The following is a 15,493-nucleotide window of genomic DNA, read 5'->3' on the forward strand; positions in this document are numbered from 1 at the left end:
GCAGCGCCCAGGCTGCCGGCATCTGCCTTGCCGGTGCCGGCCAGATCGATACCAGGCTGGCGCTGGCCATCGTCAACCGCCGTGACAAGCCGGTGACACACACCGGCACCAGCCGCGTGGCCGATGGCGCCGGGGCAGCACGGCTGCGCGCTGAACTGCGGGCGCTGGCCGGATTGCCTGACTCCAAGTGAACCGCTCCGGCGCAGCCGGACCAATGCCCTGTTCCCAAACCCGTCCGGTTGCCGCCGGTGCAGCCGGAGTATGTGCCCATGGCGGATGCTGGCGATGTTTTGCCGCTGATCGAACTTTTTCGCGCCTTGCCGCCCGATCGCCAGCGCCAGGTGGTGCGTCGCTATGGCGAGGATGATCTGCTCGCCAAACTGCTGGGGGAAGGCAGTTTGCGCGCTGCCCAGCGCGCGCCCGCAGGTGATTGGGGCATGTGGGTGATCTTGGCCGGGCGCGGATTCGGCAAGACTCATGCCGGGGCAGAGTGGGTGCACGCCCACGCTGCCGGTATCCGTCCGCGCCGCATTGCGCTGGTGGCGCCCACGCTGGATGCTGCCCGCGCCGTGATGGTGGAAGGCGAATCCGGGTTGCTGGCGCGGTTGCCGCCAGGCGAGCAACTCACCTGGCAAGCCAGTGCAAAGCGTTTACGCTGGAGCAATGGCAGCGAGGCGCGGATATATTCCGGCGCCGAGCCCGATGCCCTGCGCGGCGGCCAGTTCGATTATGCCTGGGGCGATGAATTTGCTCATTGGGCGGGCGGGGAGGACATGTTGATGAACCTGCGCATGGCGACCCGGCTGGGTCCCGCGCCGCAGATCATGCTGACCACAACGCCCTTGCCACTGGCTTGGCTGAAATCGCTGATTGCCGAACCGGATGTGGTGGTGACGCGGGGCGCGACGTCCGACAATGCAACCAATCTACCGAAAACCTATGTGGCACGTTTGGAGAAGCGCTTTGGCGGCACGGCAACGGGCCGCCAGGAAATGGCCGGCGAAATTGTCGACGATCTGGAGGGCTCGCTGTGGACCCGCGCGCTGATTGACCGGCAACGGGTGACGGCACCGCCGCATGGCGCGCGCGTCGTGGTTGGTGTGGACCCGCCGGCTGGCGGCGGCACCTGCGGGATCGTGGTGACGGCGTTGGGGCAGGATGGCCATGCCTATGTGCTGGATGATGCCAGCGTGTCGGCGCAGCGGCCGGAGCAATGGGCCCGTGCTGTGGTGAAGGCGGCCGATCGCTGGCAGGCCGATCGGGTCATTGCCGAGGTCAATCAGGGCGGTGAAATGGTGATCGCCATGCTGAAATCGGTCGATGCCGCCTTGCCGGTGACGGCGGTGCGAGCCAGCCGCGGCAAGGTCGCCAGGGCTGAACCGGTAGCAGCGCTTTATGGCGAGGGCCGGGTGTTTCATGCCGGAGTGTTCCCCGCGCTTGAGGACCAATTGTGCGGGCTGCTTGTTGATGGCCGCTATGCCGGACCAGGCACTTCGCCTGATCGGGCCGATGCCTGTGTGTGGGCACTGACAGCGTTGTTGCTGGCCGGGCGCACGGGTTTGCCGACTGTTCGCAATCTCTAACCAAAAAGGTTATCCATCATGCGATTGCCGTTCTTGCGGACGAAATCTGCTGCGCCTGTTTCTGGCCCCAGAACTTCCCTAGGCATCCCGAGCTGGGCAACGCCGTTGGTCGAAGACGGCGGCGGCTATGCTGGCCAGGTGCAGGCGGCGTTCCTGGCCAATCCGGTGGCGGCGCGTGCCATCCGCATGGTGACGGAGAGCGCCGGCGGCGCGCCAGTGCTGAGCGAGCCGAGGGACCATCCGGCGCTGGCACTGCTGCACAGCTGCGGCTTTGGCGCATCGGGGCCGGGCCTGCTGGAGACGCTGGCTGGCCATATGCTGCTGCACGGCAATGCTTATGTGGATGTGGCAATCGGCAGTGATGGTTTGCCGGCGGCGCTGTTTGCGCTGCGGCCGGAACGGGTGAGTATCGAGGTGGACGGCGAAGGCTGGCCGGTTGCGCACGTCTATCGCGCTGGTGGGGCCGTACGGCGTTACCCGGTGGGAGCCGGAGGCGGCCTGCTGCATATCCGCAGCTTTCACCCGACCGATGATCATCTAGGCGCCGGCTGCCTGGGCGCAGCATCGGCGGCGGTCGCGGTGCACAATGCGGCGACGCGCTGGAACAAGGCGCTGCTCGACAACGCAGCACGGCCCAGTGGTGCGCTGGTGTACCAGCCTGGTGATGGATCGACGCTGAGCCCGGACCAGTTCCAGCGGTTGAAGGCGGAGATGGAAGCCGCGTTTGCCGGCGCAGCCAATGCCGGGCGGCCGATGTTGCTGGAAGGCGGGCTGAGCTGGCAGGCGCTCAGTCTGTCGCCGGCGGAGATGGATTTTGCCGGCATGCGTGAAGCTGCCGCGCGCGACATTGCGCTGGCGCTGGGCGTGCCGCCGCTGCTGCTCGGCATGAAAGGTGACAATACCTACGCCAATTATCGCGAGGCCAATGTCGCGCTGTGGCGGCTGACGCTGCTGCCGCTGCTGACACGGTTGCTTACCGCGCTGGCGATGCACCTGCAATGGTGGTGGCCCGGCCTGGTGCTGAAGCTGGATCGTGATGCGGTGCCGGCGCTTTCGGAAGATCGGGAACGCTTGTGGGCGCAGGTGAACGCCGCAGGCTTCCTGAATGACGCGGAAAAGCGACGAATTCTCGGGTTGGAGGACGGCCAATGACCGGCATTTTGGAAGGGTTGGTAGCGCAGGCGGAAAGCCAGGGCGCCGCGCGGGTGACGCTGCAGGCCATCGTGGAGGAAGGTGCCGAGGCTGGTGCGGCCCGGGCACTGAAGCGGCTGGGCCTGACGGATGAGAAAGCCGGTGACGATATCCAGGAACTGCGCGAACTGGTGCAGGGCTGGCGCGACGTGAAGAAATCGGCGCTGCGCAGCTTCATCGGCTGGCTGATGCGATCGATCGTGGCGCTGCTGCTGCTGGGACTGAGCTTCAAGCTGGGCCTGCTGCAAGGGAAACAGCCATGAGCGGCCAGACGCCCGCAGCCCTGCGGATTGCTGGATACGCCAGCGTGTTTGCTGTGCCCGACAAGGGCGGCGACGTGGTGATGCCGGGGGCCTTTGCCGACGCGGCGGCGCCCATCCCATTGCTGTGGCAGCACAAGCCAAACGAACCGATTGGGTTCGTTGACAGTCTGAAGGAAGACGCGCGGGGCCTGCGCATCACGGCGCGCATCGTGCGCGAGGGGCGCGGTGCCGAAGCATCTGCGCTGGTTCAGGCCGGCGCGCTTTCGGGCTTGAGTTTTGGCTACCGGGTCAAGGCGGCCAGCCCGACCCGGGGTGGCCGCCGCCTTGAGCGGATCGAACTTGTTGAAGTGTCACTGGTGACCTTCCCGATGCAACGGGAGGCGCGGGTGCTGGGCTGGAAAGAGGAGAACGAGAATGCTTGAAGTGAAAACTGATCCGCTGGCCGCTGTTTTCGATGCGGCCGAAACTGCAGCGGCCATGGTGGAAACACCGCTGGCTCGCCCGGCACTGGAGGCCAAGGCGGCCACCATCAATCCGCCGGCCAAGGGCGGCCTTTCGGTGCCGCTGGAAATCGATGCGGTGATCAACCGCGTGCTGCTGGCGGCCTCGCCGGTCCGCAGCATTGCCCAGGTCGTTGATATCGGTTCATCTGCCTATCGCCGGCTGATCACCACCAGTGGTGTGGTGTCGGGCTGGGTTTCGGAAACCCAGGCGCGTCCCGAAACGGAAACGCCGAATTTTTCCGAGATCGCACCGCCGATGGGTGAGCTTTATGCCAATCCGGCGGCCAGCCAGGCGATGCTGGATGATGCCGGCTTCAATGTCGAAGCCTGGTTGGGCGAGGAGATCGGCCGCGAGTTTGCCCGGGCCGAGGGCGTGGCCTTTGTTACCGGCGATGGCGTGAACAAGCCGCGTGGTTTCCTGACGGCGCCCACCGCTGCCACGGCGGATCTCACGCGTCCGTTCGGCACGCTGCAGTTCATCACCTCCGGAGCGGCCGGCGCCTTTGCCGCGACCAACCCGCAGGATCGCCTGATCGATATGGTGCATGCACTGGCCAGCCCCTATCGTCAGGGTGCGGTGTGGGTGATGAACAGCGCCACGCTGGCGCGCATCCGCAAGTTCAAGACCACCGATGGTGCCTTCATCTGGCAGCCGGGCCTGGGTCCGGAGCAACCGCAGACGCTGCTGGGCCATCGTGTGGTGGAAGTGGACGCCATGCCTGACGTGGCGGCCGACAGCCTGTCGATTGCGTTCGGCAATTTCCAGGCCGGTTACCTGATCAGCCAGCGTGCCGAGACCACGGTGCTGAAGGATCCGTACAGCAACAAGCCCTATGTCCACTTCTATGCCACTCGCCGTGTGGGCGGCACCGTGCTGGACAGCCGGGCAATCAAGCTGATGCGCTTCTCCGTCTGAGACGACGGATGAACGGGCGCTGCTGCCGGCCGGGTTCCCCCCTGGCTGGGCTGGCGGCAGCGCCCACCCTTTTTTCTGTGCAGCGTTCACAAGTTTCGGCGGTTGTCCGCCGGGAAGGAGGCCCCTGATGCCCGACAATATCATTGCTCCCGCCGGCGGCATCGCTTTTGCCACTGACGAAGTGGGCGGGTTGCATTTTCCCTATGCCAAATTGGCCTTTGGCGCCGACAACAGTGCGATTGCCGTGGCCGATTCCGACGGTTCGCGCCTGCCGGTGACCGTACAGACGCTCGCCACCACGACCCGCGCTTATCTTTATGCCGGCGGCCAGCGCTTGGCGACGGCCGGTGCCGTCCAGGTACGATCGACGGCGGTGACTGGCAGCGAAGTTCTGCTGCACGCCAGTGTGCGCGGCTTCTTCCGTGTGGGTGACAGCAGTGTGACCGCCAGCATCGGCCCCGGTTCGATCCCGCTGGCGGCGGAAGAGAAATTCCACCTGCGGCTGACCAGCGGGCAGTTCATCAGCTTCATCCGCGATGGCGCCAGCGATGGCAGCCTGACCATCATGCCGGTGGCCTGATGATCGGGTTGATTGGCCATGTCGGCCGGATCGGGGCCATTGGCGGGGCGCGTTATGTGCCTGCGCCGCCGCAGGGCCAGCCCGATTTCACGTTATCCAGCGCCGCCGTCACGACCGGCTGGAGCAACCTGATCGTTGGCACGCTGACGCCCATCAACGCGCCTGCGGGTGCCTATTTCGTGCTGGTTGAAGGCACCGCCGCGAGCGGTGACGAAGCTGGCCTTGCAGTGGTGAACGGCTGATGTCCATTCGTATCCAGACCCTTGGCGCAACCGAGCTGCGGCCCGCCAACACGATCTTCAAGCGCGATTACCGCACGGCCATCACCGTGGGTGGCGCGGCCGGGCAGGTGGTCGGCTCATACCTGGCGGCCTGGGTAAAGCTGCCCAGCCCGTTCACCGGCAACCAAAGCTTCAACATTTTCGGCGCGGATACTGACGCGAACGGCCTTGTCAATGAAACGAACCAATCTGGCCTGCAGATTGGCGGATCGCAGGCAGCCATTTCGCCGCTGCGGATGCGATATCGGGCTAGCGCCCTCTCCAACAGCAACGACGCCATGAGCCAGTTTGTGGCGGGTGCGTCGTATCTAGTGATCGTCAGCCCGGCGACAAACATCGGCACCAATGCCAGCCCTGTGTGGATACAGTGGCTTGCATTCTGCGCGCCGGGCGGCACCCCGGAAACCCTGATGGTGGCGCAAAATGCCACGCTGACCAACTCCTCTGTTCAGGCGGTCCTTTCCAACCTGTTCGCCGCCGCCAGCACGCAGGGCACGCGCACGCCGGTTGGCTTTGAGCTTGAGCATGTCGCCTATATCGATGGCGATTTCCCGTGGGATACGGCCAACAACCCCACTGCTGGCGTCACGGGCAGCGGGCGGCCGCACCATGCCGCCCTCCAGGCGCTGGCTGGCGCGGGCGGCAATCCGTTCCTGGATTATGCCGGGCTGGTGGCGGCGCAGAACGCCGGCACGCTGCCGTATTCCAACCTTCGCAGCAACGGTGATGCAGTTGATCCGCGCCCTGGCCGCGCATCGGTGTCGTTCTGGTGGAAGCTGCCGAACCTCACCACGCTGGCAAATGCCGGCACGGGCGGTGCAAACACGCTGGTCGTCACCAATTACAACAGCCTTTCGGGCGGCCTGACCGATGGCAGCACGTCGCTTGCGCCCGCGCATTGGGCGCCGGCAGTGGCTGCGCCAACGATCGCCAGCACGTTCGACAAGTTCATCCCCGGACGCGGCGTGCAGGCTTTCACGTTTGGCGGCACCTATGACGCGGTAAACACCACGGCGCTGGAACGGCGCTGGGTGCTGGCCGGCACGTCCACACCGGCAGCGGGCCGCAATTGGGCGGATATCACTGGCATCAGCGGTGGCAACTGGTCGTTCACGGAAACCGTGCCTATCGGCAATTATGACCTGGTGGTGCGAGACAAGAACACGCCCGCGCAGTCGGCCACGTCCACCGATTGGCTGTCAGGCACGCGCGTCCTGCTGCACGGGCAATCCGGCATGGCGCTGGCGCTGCGCACCGGCTTTGGCGGCGGCAATCCGCTGGGGCCGAACCTGCTGAACGTCGCGGTGGACAGCGGCGCGCACGGCATCAGTTTCCGCCTCGACAATATGTATGCCGAAGGCGGCGCGGGCGGCACCTATGCACCGCCCGGCCCGGCCACGGTGCGGATGCGGCCCGGCGAAGCGCCACCCAACTGCGGCCACGGCGCGATCCTGTTGCTGAACGAGTGGAACGCCCACAACCCCGGCCACCCGCTGATGCTCTGCAACATGGCGATCAATACGCACGGGATGGATCAGTGGACGGCAAACGAAGTCATCCCCGATGGCGATCCAACGTGGCGGTTCATGGGGCCGGTAACGCCTACCCCGCCCGGCGTGACCAACGGCAACGCGAGCGGTGTTGTCAGCTATTTTGCCTGGCTGCTGGGAAGCCGTGCCGATCTGCATGTGGTGCCGTGGCTGCCGGGCTTGAGTATAACGCCCGAAGGCCGCGCGGCCTACGTAGCGGCGATTGATGCGCGCTTCTTCAATTCGCCCAACGCACCGTGGCTGAGCATCCCGCCGTGGCGAGCGCATGTTGATGCCTCGAACAACGATGGCGCATCGGGACCGTCAATCCGCAATCGGCACATCGAGTTCGCCAACGAACTGGGCGCGCGCGGCATCCTTGGTCCGACCTGGATGGACACGGTGAACGATTTCAACGGCAGCGGTCACGCGGCCTACAACCTGGCGGTTGATAACCCCGACAACGCGGCCTTCAACGTGAGTGACGGCAACCAGGTGGGCCAAGGCCGGCTTGGGCGCAGCCTGGGCCGGGTGTTTGCATGGGTTTATGACCGCAAGATCAAGGCCGTCGGCCCGCGCCTGGTGGTGGCCTATTTCGGCGATGGCAGCCGGATTAGTATCGTGCTGGAGCTGGGCCGCGCTTGCCGCACCTTGAATGGCGCGGCGCTTTATGCCGGGCAGTTCTGGATCAGCACCAACAACGGCAACACGTTCATCAACACCGGCTTCACCGCCGCGCTGTCGTCTGATGGTTTGCGGGTGACGCTCACCTCCACGGGTGCGGCGTGGCCTGCCACAAATGTGCGCGCCGAGGTGAACTGGCGCATCCCGTTTGGGCCGATTGAAATGCCCAGTGAACGCAATGCAGAGGCTTCAGTTTATGGCCTGCTGTATGACAACCAGACCCACCGGGGCGGTATAAATCTGGCCGCCGGTGTGCGCCCGGGCAACGTGCTGCAAGGCACGAGCCGCGCCGGCACGGACAGCGCGGGCTTGCCCGTGACGGTGAAGGGCGCGGCCAGATTGCTGGCGACGGAAAGATTCATCGGCAGCCGCACGATCACGGCGCGGATGATGGCGGCGGACGGGGTGACCGTGCTGCGCGAAAAGACTCTGGCCATCACCGCCAGCTGAGGGAGGGCAGGCAATGATCCTTACCCATTTCCTGGCGCTGATTGCGTCGCCGGCGCTGTTGGTCAGTCCGGCGGCCGCTGTCTTGCCGCTGGCAAGTTCGGAACCATCGATTGGCGGCGGCCGGCTCGGTCTGACGCTGGTGACGGCCCTGAAGGTGCGGCCGGCGACAGCGGTTCTGCCGGTGCGCGAGCGCTGACCCAAACCCCCTGATTGAAGGAGCAAGGCCGATGGCGAAATTCGCCAGCAACGAAGTGCTGGATGCGGCGCTGGCCGTGGTGGCTGGGGCCAACCGCATGCTGCTGCTTGCCGGCCAGCCGGCCAGCTATGCTGCTGCCGTGGCTGGCGCGCTGGCCGAAACCACGATGGCGCCAGCAGATTTTACCCTGGCGGCCGGCAGCGGTGGCGCTCGCCAGATCGGCGTGGCGGCGCGCGCCGGGCTGGTGGCCCGGGCCGCCGGGACCGCCGATCATGTCGCGCTCGTCGATGGGGTGGGGCAGCGGCTGCTCTATGTCACCTCATGTCCGGCTCAGCCGCTGACGGCCGGCAACGGCGTAACGGTGGCGAGCTGGCAAGTGTCGATTGGCGCACCGCTTTGAGTCCGATTGCGGCGCGGTCGCGCCACCCCTCAGCCAAGTCGAGGTGATGATGAGCATTTTCCTGAAGGATCCGGGCGGCGTGATCGAACATGCCGTGGATTGGGACGCCGGCTATCTCGCTGGCCGCACGATCAGCCAGTCGAGCTGGCAGGTGGAACCGGCCGGATTGGCGCTCTCGGCCGCGCGACTTGCCGACGGGCGCGCCGTGATCACGCTTTCGGGCGGAGCGGCAGGCAGTGTCTATCGCGTGTCCAACCGGGTGACGCTTTCCGACGACAGCAGCGATGAACGCACCCTGGTGGTGCGAGTGGAGGAACGGTGATGGCAGTCGTGACCGGAGAAGCCGGCCCACTGGTGGTGGGCCTGGCCGAATGCAAGGCCGCGCTGCGGCTGGAACGCGATGACGAAGATGCCGTGCTGGCCGGGCACATCCGCGCCGCCATGGCGCTGTGTGAGGCGTTTATCGGCCAATGGCTGATCGAACGCGAAGGCGAGCAGAGGCTGGCCTGCGATCTGGCCTGGCAACGGCTGCAGGCAAGCCCGGTGCAGGCCATCACCGGCGTGTTCCAGGCCGGGGTGGCCGTGGCGACTGGTTGGGAAAGCGACATTGGCGCCGATGGCACCGGCTGGGTGCGGCTGATCGGCCTACCTGTTGGTGCGACCCCGGTTTCGCTGGTGGTGCGCTTCCGCGCCGGGCTGGGGGCAGATTGGAATACCGTACCGGAGCCGCTGCGCGCCGGAATCGTTCGGCTGGTGAGCCATCTTTTCAGCCACCGCGATGCCGCCGATGCCGGCCCGCCGCCAGCGGCCGTGGCTGCATTGTGGCGGCCGTGGCGGCGGATGCAACTGGGGTGATGGCGATGGCAGCTGAACAAGTAGGCGCGCTGGATGAGCGCGTGACGATCGAACGCTGGCAGCCGGCCCGGGATGCGGCGGCTGATGATGTCGGCGCATGGCTGGTGGTGGAAACCGTGTTTGCCCACGTAAGCCGTGACGGCGCGCCTGGCCGGCAACTGCAAGGCGAGGCGGCACGGTCGGGCCGGCGCTGGCAGGTTGTACTGCGCGATTCCGATGACCTGAGTCTGGATGTGCGGCTGCGCTGGCGCGACCAGATATTGGCGGTGCGCGGTGTTGATCGTGACGCGCGGCGGCGGGATTTCGCCACCCTGTGGTGCGACGGGCGGCCGGCATGAGTAGCGCTTTGATGGCGCGCCTTGCTGCGCGTGGCCGGCAGCTGGCGCTGGCAGCGACCGCGCGCGTGCAGCGCCGGGTGGCGCAGCGATGGGCGGGATTTGGCATGCTGGATCAGAGCAATGATGGCCTGCGCCTGGGCCTGCGCCTATCAGGGCCGGGCGTGGCGAAGCGCCGGCGCGGCAGCCGCATAGCGCTGCCCGATCCGCTGCTGTTGTGGCCGGGAGACGAATGATGGCGGCAGGATTGGCCATGCAAAAGGCAGTGGTGGCGGCGCTGGCCGAGCTGCCGGGCCTGACCGGCGTGTTTGACGGCCCGCCCGCCGACACGGCGGCGCCCTATGCCGTGATCGGGCCTGGCCTGGTGACAGACGCCGGCACCAAGACCGAGGTGGCACATGATCACCGTGTGCTGGTGACGATCTGGGATGATCGACCGGGCGGCGCACGGCTGCAGGCCTTGCTTGGTGCGGCCGAGGTGCGGCTGCGGGCACTGTCCGGCAATTGGGACGGGCACCGCATCGTCAACGCCCGTTTGGTGCGGGCCGGGGTGAATGCGCCGGCCGATGGCTGGCGCCCTGGCGTGATCGAGATGCGGCTGCGCAGCGAGCAGCTTTGAACGAAAGGAACGAACAATATGGCGATGGAAAAAGGTGCTGCCTTCCTGTTGAAGGTGGGCAATGGCGCGGTGCCGCCGGTGTTTGCCACCGTGGCCGGTCTGCGCACGACGCAGCTCACCGTGAATACCGAAACCGTGGTGGTGACCAACCAGGGCAGCGGCGGCTGGCGCGAACTTTTGTCGGAAGCCGGGGTGCGATCGGTGTCGCTTTCGGGTTCGGGCGTGTTCACCGGTTCGGCGGCGGAAACGCGGGTGAAGGCCACCGCGCTGTCGGGCCAGATCAATGATTATCAGGTGCAGTTCGAGAGCGGTGAAACGATCACCGGTCGCTTCCAGATCGCCCGGCTGGATTATGCCGGCGATTTCAATGGCGAGCGCACGTACAGCCTGCAGCTGGAAAGCAGCGGGCCGGTGGTGGCGGCGTGAGCGCCAATCCTGTGCGCGGCGAGGCTCAACTGGTGTTGGGCGGCCAGGCGCTGCGCCTGCGCCCGACCTTTACCGCGCTGGTCGCCGCCGAAGCGGAACTGGGCCCGTTGTTTGCCATGTGCGAACGCGCGGCAGCGGGCCAGTTGACCCTGACCGAGATGGCAGCGCTGCTGTGGCATTGCCTGGCTGAAGCATATCCTAGGGAGGCTTTTGCCCACGCCTTGGTGCAGGGCGGATTGGCTAATGCCACGCCGGCGCTGCGCGTGCTTTTGGGCCAGATCCTGGCCGGGCAATGACGTTTGCCGAAGCCGCGCGGCGGGCGGCACATGTGGCGGCAGCGGCGTTGGGCTGGCGGCCCGAGGAATTCTGGGCCGCGACGCCGGCCGAACTGGTGACGGCGTTGGGGTTGGATGAGCAGCCGGCAGATGCGCCGGTGGATGGCGGCGGGCTGGCCGCATTGATGGAGCAATATCCCGATGGACGCTGAACCGATCGAGGATCTGGTGGTGCGGGTGCGCGCCGATACCGGCGGCTTCATGGCCGGCGTGAACGACATCCAGCGCACGCTGGATGGCCCGTTTGCGGCCGGCCTGGACCGCGCCGGCGGCGGGCTGTCGCGGGCGCTGGGCCGGGCATTGTCTGATGGCAAGTTCGGTTTCGACGATCTGCGGCGCATCGCGCTGTCGGCGCTGGGCGACATTGCCCAGGGTGCGCTGCGGCTCGATCTGGGCGGGCTGTTCGGCGGCGGCGGGGGTGGGGGCCTGTTGGGCGGGCTGGTCGGCAGCCTGTTTGGTTTGCCGGGCCGGGCAACCGGCGGTCCGGTGTCGGCGGGCCGACCCTATATGGTGGGCGAACGCGGGCCGGAATTGTTCGTGCCGACCGCCGCCGGGCGCGTGGAGGCCAATCCGGGCCGGGGCAATGGCCGTATGGTCAATGTCACGGTCAACGTGGCGGCCCCGCGTGATGCAACCCCAGCCGCCATGCAGCAAACCGGCAACCAGGTGGCGCGTGCCGTGTCCCGTGCGCTGGATCGGGCACGGCCATGATGCGCTGGTGGTTGGCCGGCCCACAGGATCAGGGCCGCACGCGCTGGGTGCGCCGGTTCGATCCGCGCTGGTGGCTGGTGGATTTCCCGCGCCCGATGATGGCCAGCGCCGTGACCGACGGGCCGGACAGCGTGGTGGTGAAACTGGAATATCAGCGCCGCGCCGATCTGGCCGGCCTGATCTGGGAATCGGCGGATCGGTGGAGCCATCCCTTGTGCGCCCTTGAAACCCGGCGCGACTATCGCGGGCTGCTTTGGCAGTTCCGCTGGCAATCGTCGGGGGCAGCGCTGCCGCTGGATGCGGTCAATGGCCCGGTGCTGACCATCGAAGGGCGTGATGCCGAAGGGCAGCCCCGCACCTGGTATGTGCGGCTGTGGAACTATGCAGCCGGCAGCGCCACCGATGCCGAGATCAGCCTTGATTTCGATGCGCTGAGCGGCGGTTTTTTGCTGCCATCGCAAGCGGATCCGGTGTGGGCCGGCGATATCGACCGGCTGTTCATCAGCCTGGTGCCGCCCGGTTATGACGGCGTCGATGCACCGTTGCCAACTGTGGCCAGCGGCGAAGTGCGGCTGACGAACCTGATGGTGGATGGCGCTGGCGCCGTGCTGAAGGCCGGCGAGCCACTGTTGCCGCCGCAGCCGCTGCGGTTGTGCACGGCCTATGACGATCTCTACAACCAGACGCCGGAGCGGATCCTGGAGCAGGCGTTGCTTTTGGGCTGGCGCGGCGCGATCACCCATTATCTGGGCATGAGTCATTTCATGGGGTTTCTGCCCGACGGGCAGGGCGGTTATGTCGTTGATCCGGCGCGGCCCTTCTGCGGGCCGGCGTTGGGGTGGCATCAGGATTTCCTGGCCCGCGCCGGGGCCTTGGGCTTTGCGCCCATCCTGTCCCTGTCGATGGAATTGCTGGCGCTGCACTGCCCGCCGGCCTGGGCACAACGCGATTCGACAGGCGTGCAGGGCCTCACCGGTTGGTCGCCACCGTCGGCCCTGTTGTCGCCGTGCCAGCCGGCGGCGCAAGCCTGGCTGCAGGCGGTGACGACAAGAGCGATGGGCCTGGCGCTGGCGGCCGGCGTGGCACCGGCCTTTCAGGTGGGTGAGCCCTGGTGGTGGGTGGGGCCGAACAACAAGCCCTGCCTATATGATGCCGCCACCACCGCACGCTGGCAGGCCGAACGCGGCAGCCCGCCGCCGATCATCGCCGACATCAGGGGTAGCAAGTTGGCGGCCGAGCAGGCGTATCTGGATTGGTGCGGTGGGCGGCTGGCTGAGGCGACTGCCGGCATGGCCGCTGCTGCCCGCGCCGCTGCGCCCGGCGTTGTCACTCATCTGCTGTTCTATGCGCCGCAAGTGCTGCTTGGCGATCGACCCAATCTGGCCCGCGCCAATATGCCGGCCGGCTGGGCCTATCCCGCCTTCGATGTGCTGCAGCTGGAAGATTATACCTTTGTAACCAGCGCCAATCAGGCCGGCCAGGCGCGGGGCCGCGCCTTGGTGGAGGCGCAACTGGGTTATCCGCGCGGCCGCCAGCATTATCTGGCGGGGTTCGTGCTGAGCCAGAATGATGCCGAGGTGCAGTGGCCGTTGGTCGCCGATGCGGCTGCCGCTGCGTTGGCGCTGGGTGTCGCCGAGACGTTCGTCTGGGCCTGGCCGCAAGTGGCACGCGACGGATTTACCCCCTTCCAGATTGATGATGTTAATGCGGAGGATGCGATGACCAGCTTTCACGATGTGCGCTTCCCGCTTGAACTGGGCTTTGGTGCGGCCGGCGGCCCGGCCTTCTCGACACAGGTCGTGGTAACAGCGTCGGGCGCGGAGCAGCGCAATGCCGAATGGGCCGATGCACGGCTGGAATATGATGCTGGCCTGGGGATCCGTTCCGAAGAGGATCTGAAGCGGTTGATCGGCTTCTTTCGGGCGCGGCGCGGGCAGGCGCATGGCTTTCGCTTCCTCGATCCGCTCGACAACAGCTCGGCTGCAGATGGTGGTGAACCAGTGCCCCTTGATCAGCGCCTTGGTCTTGGCGACGGCGGCGCCACCCGTTTTGCCTTGGTGAAATCCTATGGCGACGCCGCCTTGCCCGACGAGGCGCCGCAAACCCGACGTATCACTCGGCCCTGGCCCGACAGCGTGGTGGTGGCGGTGGCCGGCGTCGTGATGTCGAACGGCTGGACGCTGGCGCCGGGCGGCCATGTCGATTTCGCGTTGGCGCCGTCGGCTGGCGCCGCTGTCACCGCCGGCTTCCGGTTCGATGTGCCGGTGCGGTTCGCCACCGATCGCATCGAGGTTTCGATCGCCGGTTGGCGTGCTGGTGAACTGCCGTCAGTGCCGCTGATCGAAATCAGGGAGGATTGAGGCGATGCTGGCCGAAGAATTGACGCACCTGGCGCTGTGTTGGCGCCTGGTGCGGCGCGACGGCGTCGCGCTGGGCTTTACCAGCCATGATCGGCCATTGCTGGTGAATGGTCTGCGCCATCAAAGCCGGCCCGGCATGTCGCCTTCGGCTGTGGTTCTGGGTGACAGTGTTTCGGCTGACGACATGGAGGTGGCCGGCGCCCTGTCGGCCGGGGCGCTCACCGGTAGCGATCTGCTGGCCGGGCGCTGGGATGGCGCGCGGCTTGATCTGTTCCTGGTCGATTGGCGTGATCCCGACAGCGGGCAGCAATGGCTGGCGCAAGGCTCGTTGGGCGATGTTGCCGTTGGTACCGGGGCTGATGCCGGCTTCACGGCGGAACTGATTGGGCCGGGCGCTGCCTTGGCAGCCAGCGTGGTGGAAAGCTGCTCACCAGAATGCCGGGCCGAACTTGGCGATGCCCGCTGCAAGACCGATTTGCGCCCGCGTGAACGGCTGGTGATGGTGACCGCCGTCGGCCAGGATCGGGTGCAGATTGCCGGCATCAGCGCCGCCGATCATGTGCAGGGCGAATTGGCCGTGATCGATGGCCCGCGCGCCGGGCTGGTGCGCCGCCTGCTTGCCGAGGACGCCGGCTGGCTGGTGATGGATGAACCTTTGGCGTTGGCTGCCGGAACCCGAGTGCGGGTGCGCGAAGGTTGCGACAAGCGCTTCTCCACCTGCCGCGACCGCTTTGCCAACGCGCGCAATTTCCGCGGCGAGCCGCACGTGCCGGGCGCCGATCTGTTGACGCGCTATGCTGTCTGAGCGCCGGCTTTCGCGACCCATTTCCCGTCGTCGGCAGGCCGCAATCGCGGCGGCCCGCGCCGGTCTGGGCACGCGCTTTCGCGCACAGGGGCGGCTGGTCGGGGTGGGGCTGGATTGTGTTGGCGTGGCTTTGCTGGCGGCAGCCGGGGCCGGGCTGCAACTGGGGCCGGCGCCGCCCTATGCCTTGGGCGGCGATTACGCCGATCTGCTTGCCGCGACGCTGCGCCAACTGGGTTTGCGCCGGGTGCGGCGGTCGCAGCCGGCCGATCTGGTGGAATATGCGCTGGCCCCGGGGCATCGCCATCTCGCGCTGATCACCGATCGCGGCATCCTTCACGCCCACGCCGGGTTGGGCCGCGTGGTGGAAGCGCCGGCTCCGGACGATTGGCCCATTGTCGCCTTCTGGGCTCTGCCTGGACTCAAATAGGAATTTGGCATGGCAACTCTGGTCTTGGGTGTTGTTGGCCGCCT

General features: G+C 66.8%; 23 protein-coding genes. All 23 read left to right on the top strand.

The window, feature by feature from the left end; translation table 11 throughout:
- Window positions 1–191 (top strand): hypothetical protein (locus RMO81_RS15735; protein ID WP_310476898.1); only part of this gene is annotated, 191 nt, incomplete at its 5' end.
- Window positions 192–269: 78 nt separating this feature from the next.
- On the top strand, window positions 270–1,583 hold the full coding sequence (locus RMO81_RS15740) for a terminase large subunit domain-containing protein (RefSeq protein ID WP_310476899.1): 1,314 nt from the start codon (window positions 270–272) through the stop codon (window positions 1,581–1,583).
- An 18-nt stretch (window positions 1,584–1,601) separates the two neighbouring features.
- Window positions 1,602–2,735 (top strand): phage portal protein, encoded by a 1,134-nt coding sequence (locus RMO81_RS15745; RefSeq protein ID WP_409049641.1) that lies wholly within the window; start codon window positions 1,602–1,604, stop codon window positions 2,733–2,735.
- A complete protein-coding gene (locus tag RMO81_RS15750) occupies window positions 2,732–3,037 on the top strand; it encodes a DUF6127 family protein (RefSeq protein ID WP_310476901.1) in 306 nt (101 codons plus the stop codon). Before RMO81_RS15745 ends, RMO81_RS15750 begins: the two co-directional genes overlap by 4 nt.
- On the top strand, window positions 3,034–3,459 hold the full coding sequence (locus RMO81_RS15755; RefSeq protein ID WP_310476903.1) for an HK97 family phage prohead protease: 426 nt from the start codon (window positions 3,034–3,036) through the stop codon (window positions 3,457–3,459). The genes RMO81_RS15750 and RMO81_RS15755 overlap by 4 nt, the downstream gene beginning before the upstream one ends.
- A complete protein-coding gene (locus RMO81_RS15760) occupies window positions 3,452–4,456 on the top strand; it encodes a phage major capsid protein (protein WP_310476904.1) in 1,005 nt (334 codons plus the stop codon). Before RMO81_RS15755 ends, RMO81_RS15760 begins: the two co-directional genes overlap by 8 nt.
- A gap of 127 nt (window positions 4,457–4,583) precedes the next feature.
- Window positions 4,584–5,036: a hypothetical protein gene (locus RMO81_RS15765; RefSeq protein WP_310476905.1), complete on the top strand. Its 453-nt coding sequence runs from the start codon at window positions 4,584–4,586 to the stop codon at window positions 5,034–5,036.
- Window positions 5,036–5,278 (top strand): hypothetical protein, encoded by a 243-nt coding sequence (locus tag RMO81_RS15770; protein WP_310476906.1) that lies wholly within the window; start codon window positions 5,036–5,038, stop codon window positions 5,276–5,278. The genes RMO81_RS15765 and RMO81_RS15770 overlap by 1 nt, the downstream gene beginning before the upstream one ends.
- Entirely contained in the window at window positions 5,278–7,980 is a 2,703-nt protein-coding gene (locus RMO81_RS15775) for a hypothetical protein (protein WP_310476907.1), read from the top strand. The genes RMO81_RS15770 and RMO81_RS15775 overlap by 1 nt, the downstream gene beginning before the upstream one ends.
- 13 nt (window positions 7,981–7,993) lie before the next feature.
- Entirely contained in the window at window positions 7,994–8,176 is a 183-nt protein-coding gene (locus RMO81_RS15780) for a hypothetical protein (protein WP_310476908.1), read from the top strand.
- Window positions 8,177–8,207: 31 nt separating this feature from the next.
- On the top strand, window positions 8,208–8,576 hold the full coding sequence (locus tag RMO81_RS15785; protein WP_310476909.1) for a hypothetical protein: 369 nt from the start codon (window positions 8,208–8,210) through the stop codon (window positions 8,574–8,576).
- 46 nt (window positions 8,577–8,622) lie between these two features.
- Window positions 8,623–8,898, top strand: a complete 276-nt coding sequence (locus RMO81_RS15790; RefSeq protein ID WP_310476910.1) for a hypothetical protein — start codon at window positions 8,623–8,625, stop codon at window positions 8,896–8,898.
- On the top strand, window positions 8,898–9,431 hold the full coding sequence (locus tag RMO81_RS15795) for a hypothetical protein (RefSeq protein ID WP_310476911.1): 534 nt from the start codon (window positions 8,898–8,900) through the stop codon (window positions 9,429–9,431). The genes RMO81_RS15790 and RMO81_RS15795 overlap by 1 nt, the downstream gene beginning before the upstream one ends.
- Entirely contained in the window at window positions 9,431–9,769 is a 339-nt protein-coding gene (locus RMO81_RS15800; protein WP_310476912.1) for a head-tail adaptor protein, read from the top strand. Before RMO81_RS15795 ends, RMO81_RS15800 begins: the two co-directional genes overlap by 1 nt.
- Window positions 9,766–10,002, top strand: coding sequence for a hypothetical protein (locus tag RMO81_RS15805; protein WP_310476913.1), 237 nt, complete (start codon window positions 9,766–9,768; stop codon window positions 10,000–10,002). Before RMO81_RS15800 ends, RMO81_RS15805 begins: the two co-directional genes overlap by 4 nt.
- Window positions 10,003–10,019: 17 nt before the next feature.
- On the top strand, window positions 10,020–10,385 hold the full coding sequence (locus RMO81_RS15810) for a DUF3168 domain-containing protein (protein WP_310476915.1): 366 nt from the start codon (window positions 10,020–10,022) through the stop codon (window positions 10,383–10,385).
- An 18-nt stretch (window positions 10,386–10,403) separates the two neighbouring features.
- A complete protein-coding gene (locus RMO81_RS15815) occupies window positions 10,404–10,811 on the top strand; it encodes a phage major tail protein, TP901-1 family (RefSeq protein ID WP_310476916.1) in 408 nt (135 codons plus the stop codon).
- Window positions 10,808–11,107 (top strand): gene transfer agent family protein, encoded by a 300-nt coding sequence (locus RMO81_RS15820; RefSeq protein WP_310476917.1) that lies wholly within the window; start codon window positions 10,808–10,810, stop codon window positions 11,105–11,107. Before RMO81_RS15815 ends, RMO81_RS15820 begins: the two co-directional genes overlap by 4 nt.
- Window positions 11,104–11,298: a phage tail assembly chaperone gene (locus RMO81_RS15825; protein WP_310476918.1), complete on the top strand. Its 195-nt coding sequence runs from the start codon at window positions 11,104–11,106 to the stop codon at window positions 11,296–11,298. Before RMO81_RS15820 ends, RMO81_RS15825 begins: the two co-directional genes overlap by 4 nt.
- The gene (locus tag RMO81_RS15830; RefSeq protein WP_310476919.1) at window positions 11,288–11,857 is read left to right on the top strand and encodes a tail tape measure protein; all 570 of its coding nucleotides are present in this window, start codon (window positions 11,288–11,290) and stop codon (window positions 11,855–11,857) included. The genes RMO81_RS15825 and RMO81_RS15830 overlap by 11 nt, the downstream gene beginning before the upstream one ends.
- Window positions 11,854–14,217, top strand: a complete 2,364-nt coding sequence (locus RMO81_RS15835) for a DUF2460 domain-containing protein (protein WP_310476920.1) — start codon at window positions 11,854–11,856, stop codon at window positions 14,215–14,217. The genes RMO81_RS15830 and RMO81_RS15835 overlap by 4 nt, the downstream gene beginning before the upstream one ends.
- Before the next feature lie 4 nt (window positions 14,218–14,221).
- Window positions 14,222–15,022 carry a DUF2163 domain-containing protein gene (locus RMO81_RS15840; protein WP_310476921.1) on the top strand — a complete coding sequence of 267 codons (801 nt, stop codon included), beginning with the start codon at window positions 14,222–14,224 and terminating at the stop codon, window positions 15,020–15,022.
- The gene (locus tag RMO81_RS15845) at window positions 15,012–15,449 is read left to right on the top strand and encodes a peptidoglycan endopeptidase (protein WP_310476922.1); all 438 of its coding nucleotides are present in this window, start codon (window positions 15,012–15,014) and stop codon (window positions 15,447–15,449) included. The genes RMO81_RS15840 and RMO81_RS15845 overlap by 11 nt, the downstream gene beginning before the upstream one ends.
- Window positions 15,450–15,493: the final 44 nt, after the last annotated feature.

Source organism: Sandarakinorhabdus sp. (assembly GCF_031422795.1).
GTDB lineage: Bacteria > Pseudomonadota > Alphaproteobacteria > Sphingomonadales > Sphingomonadaceae > Sandarakinorhabdus.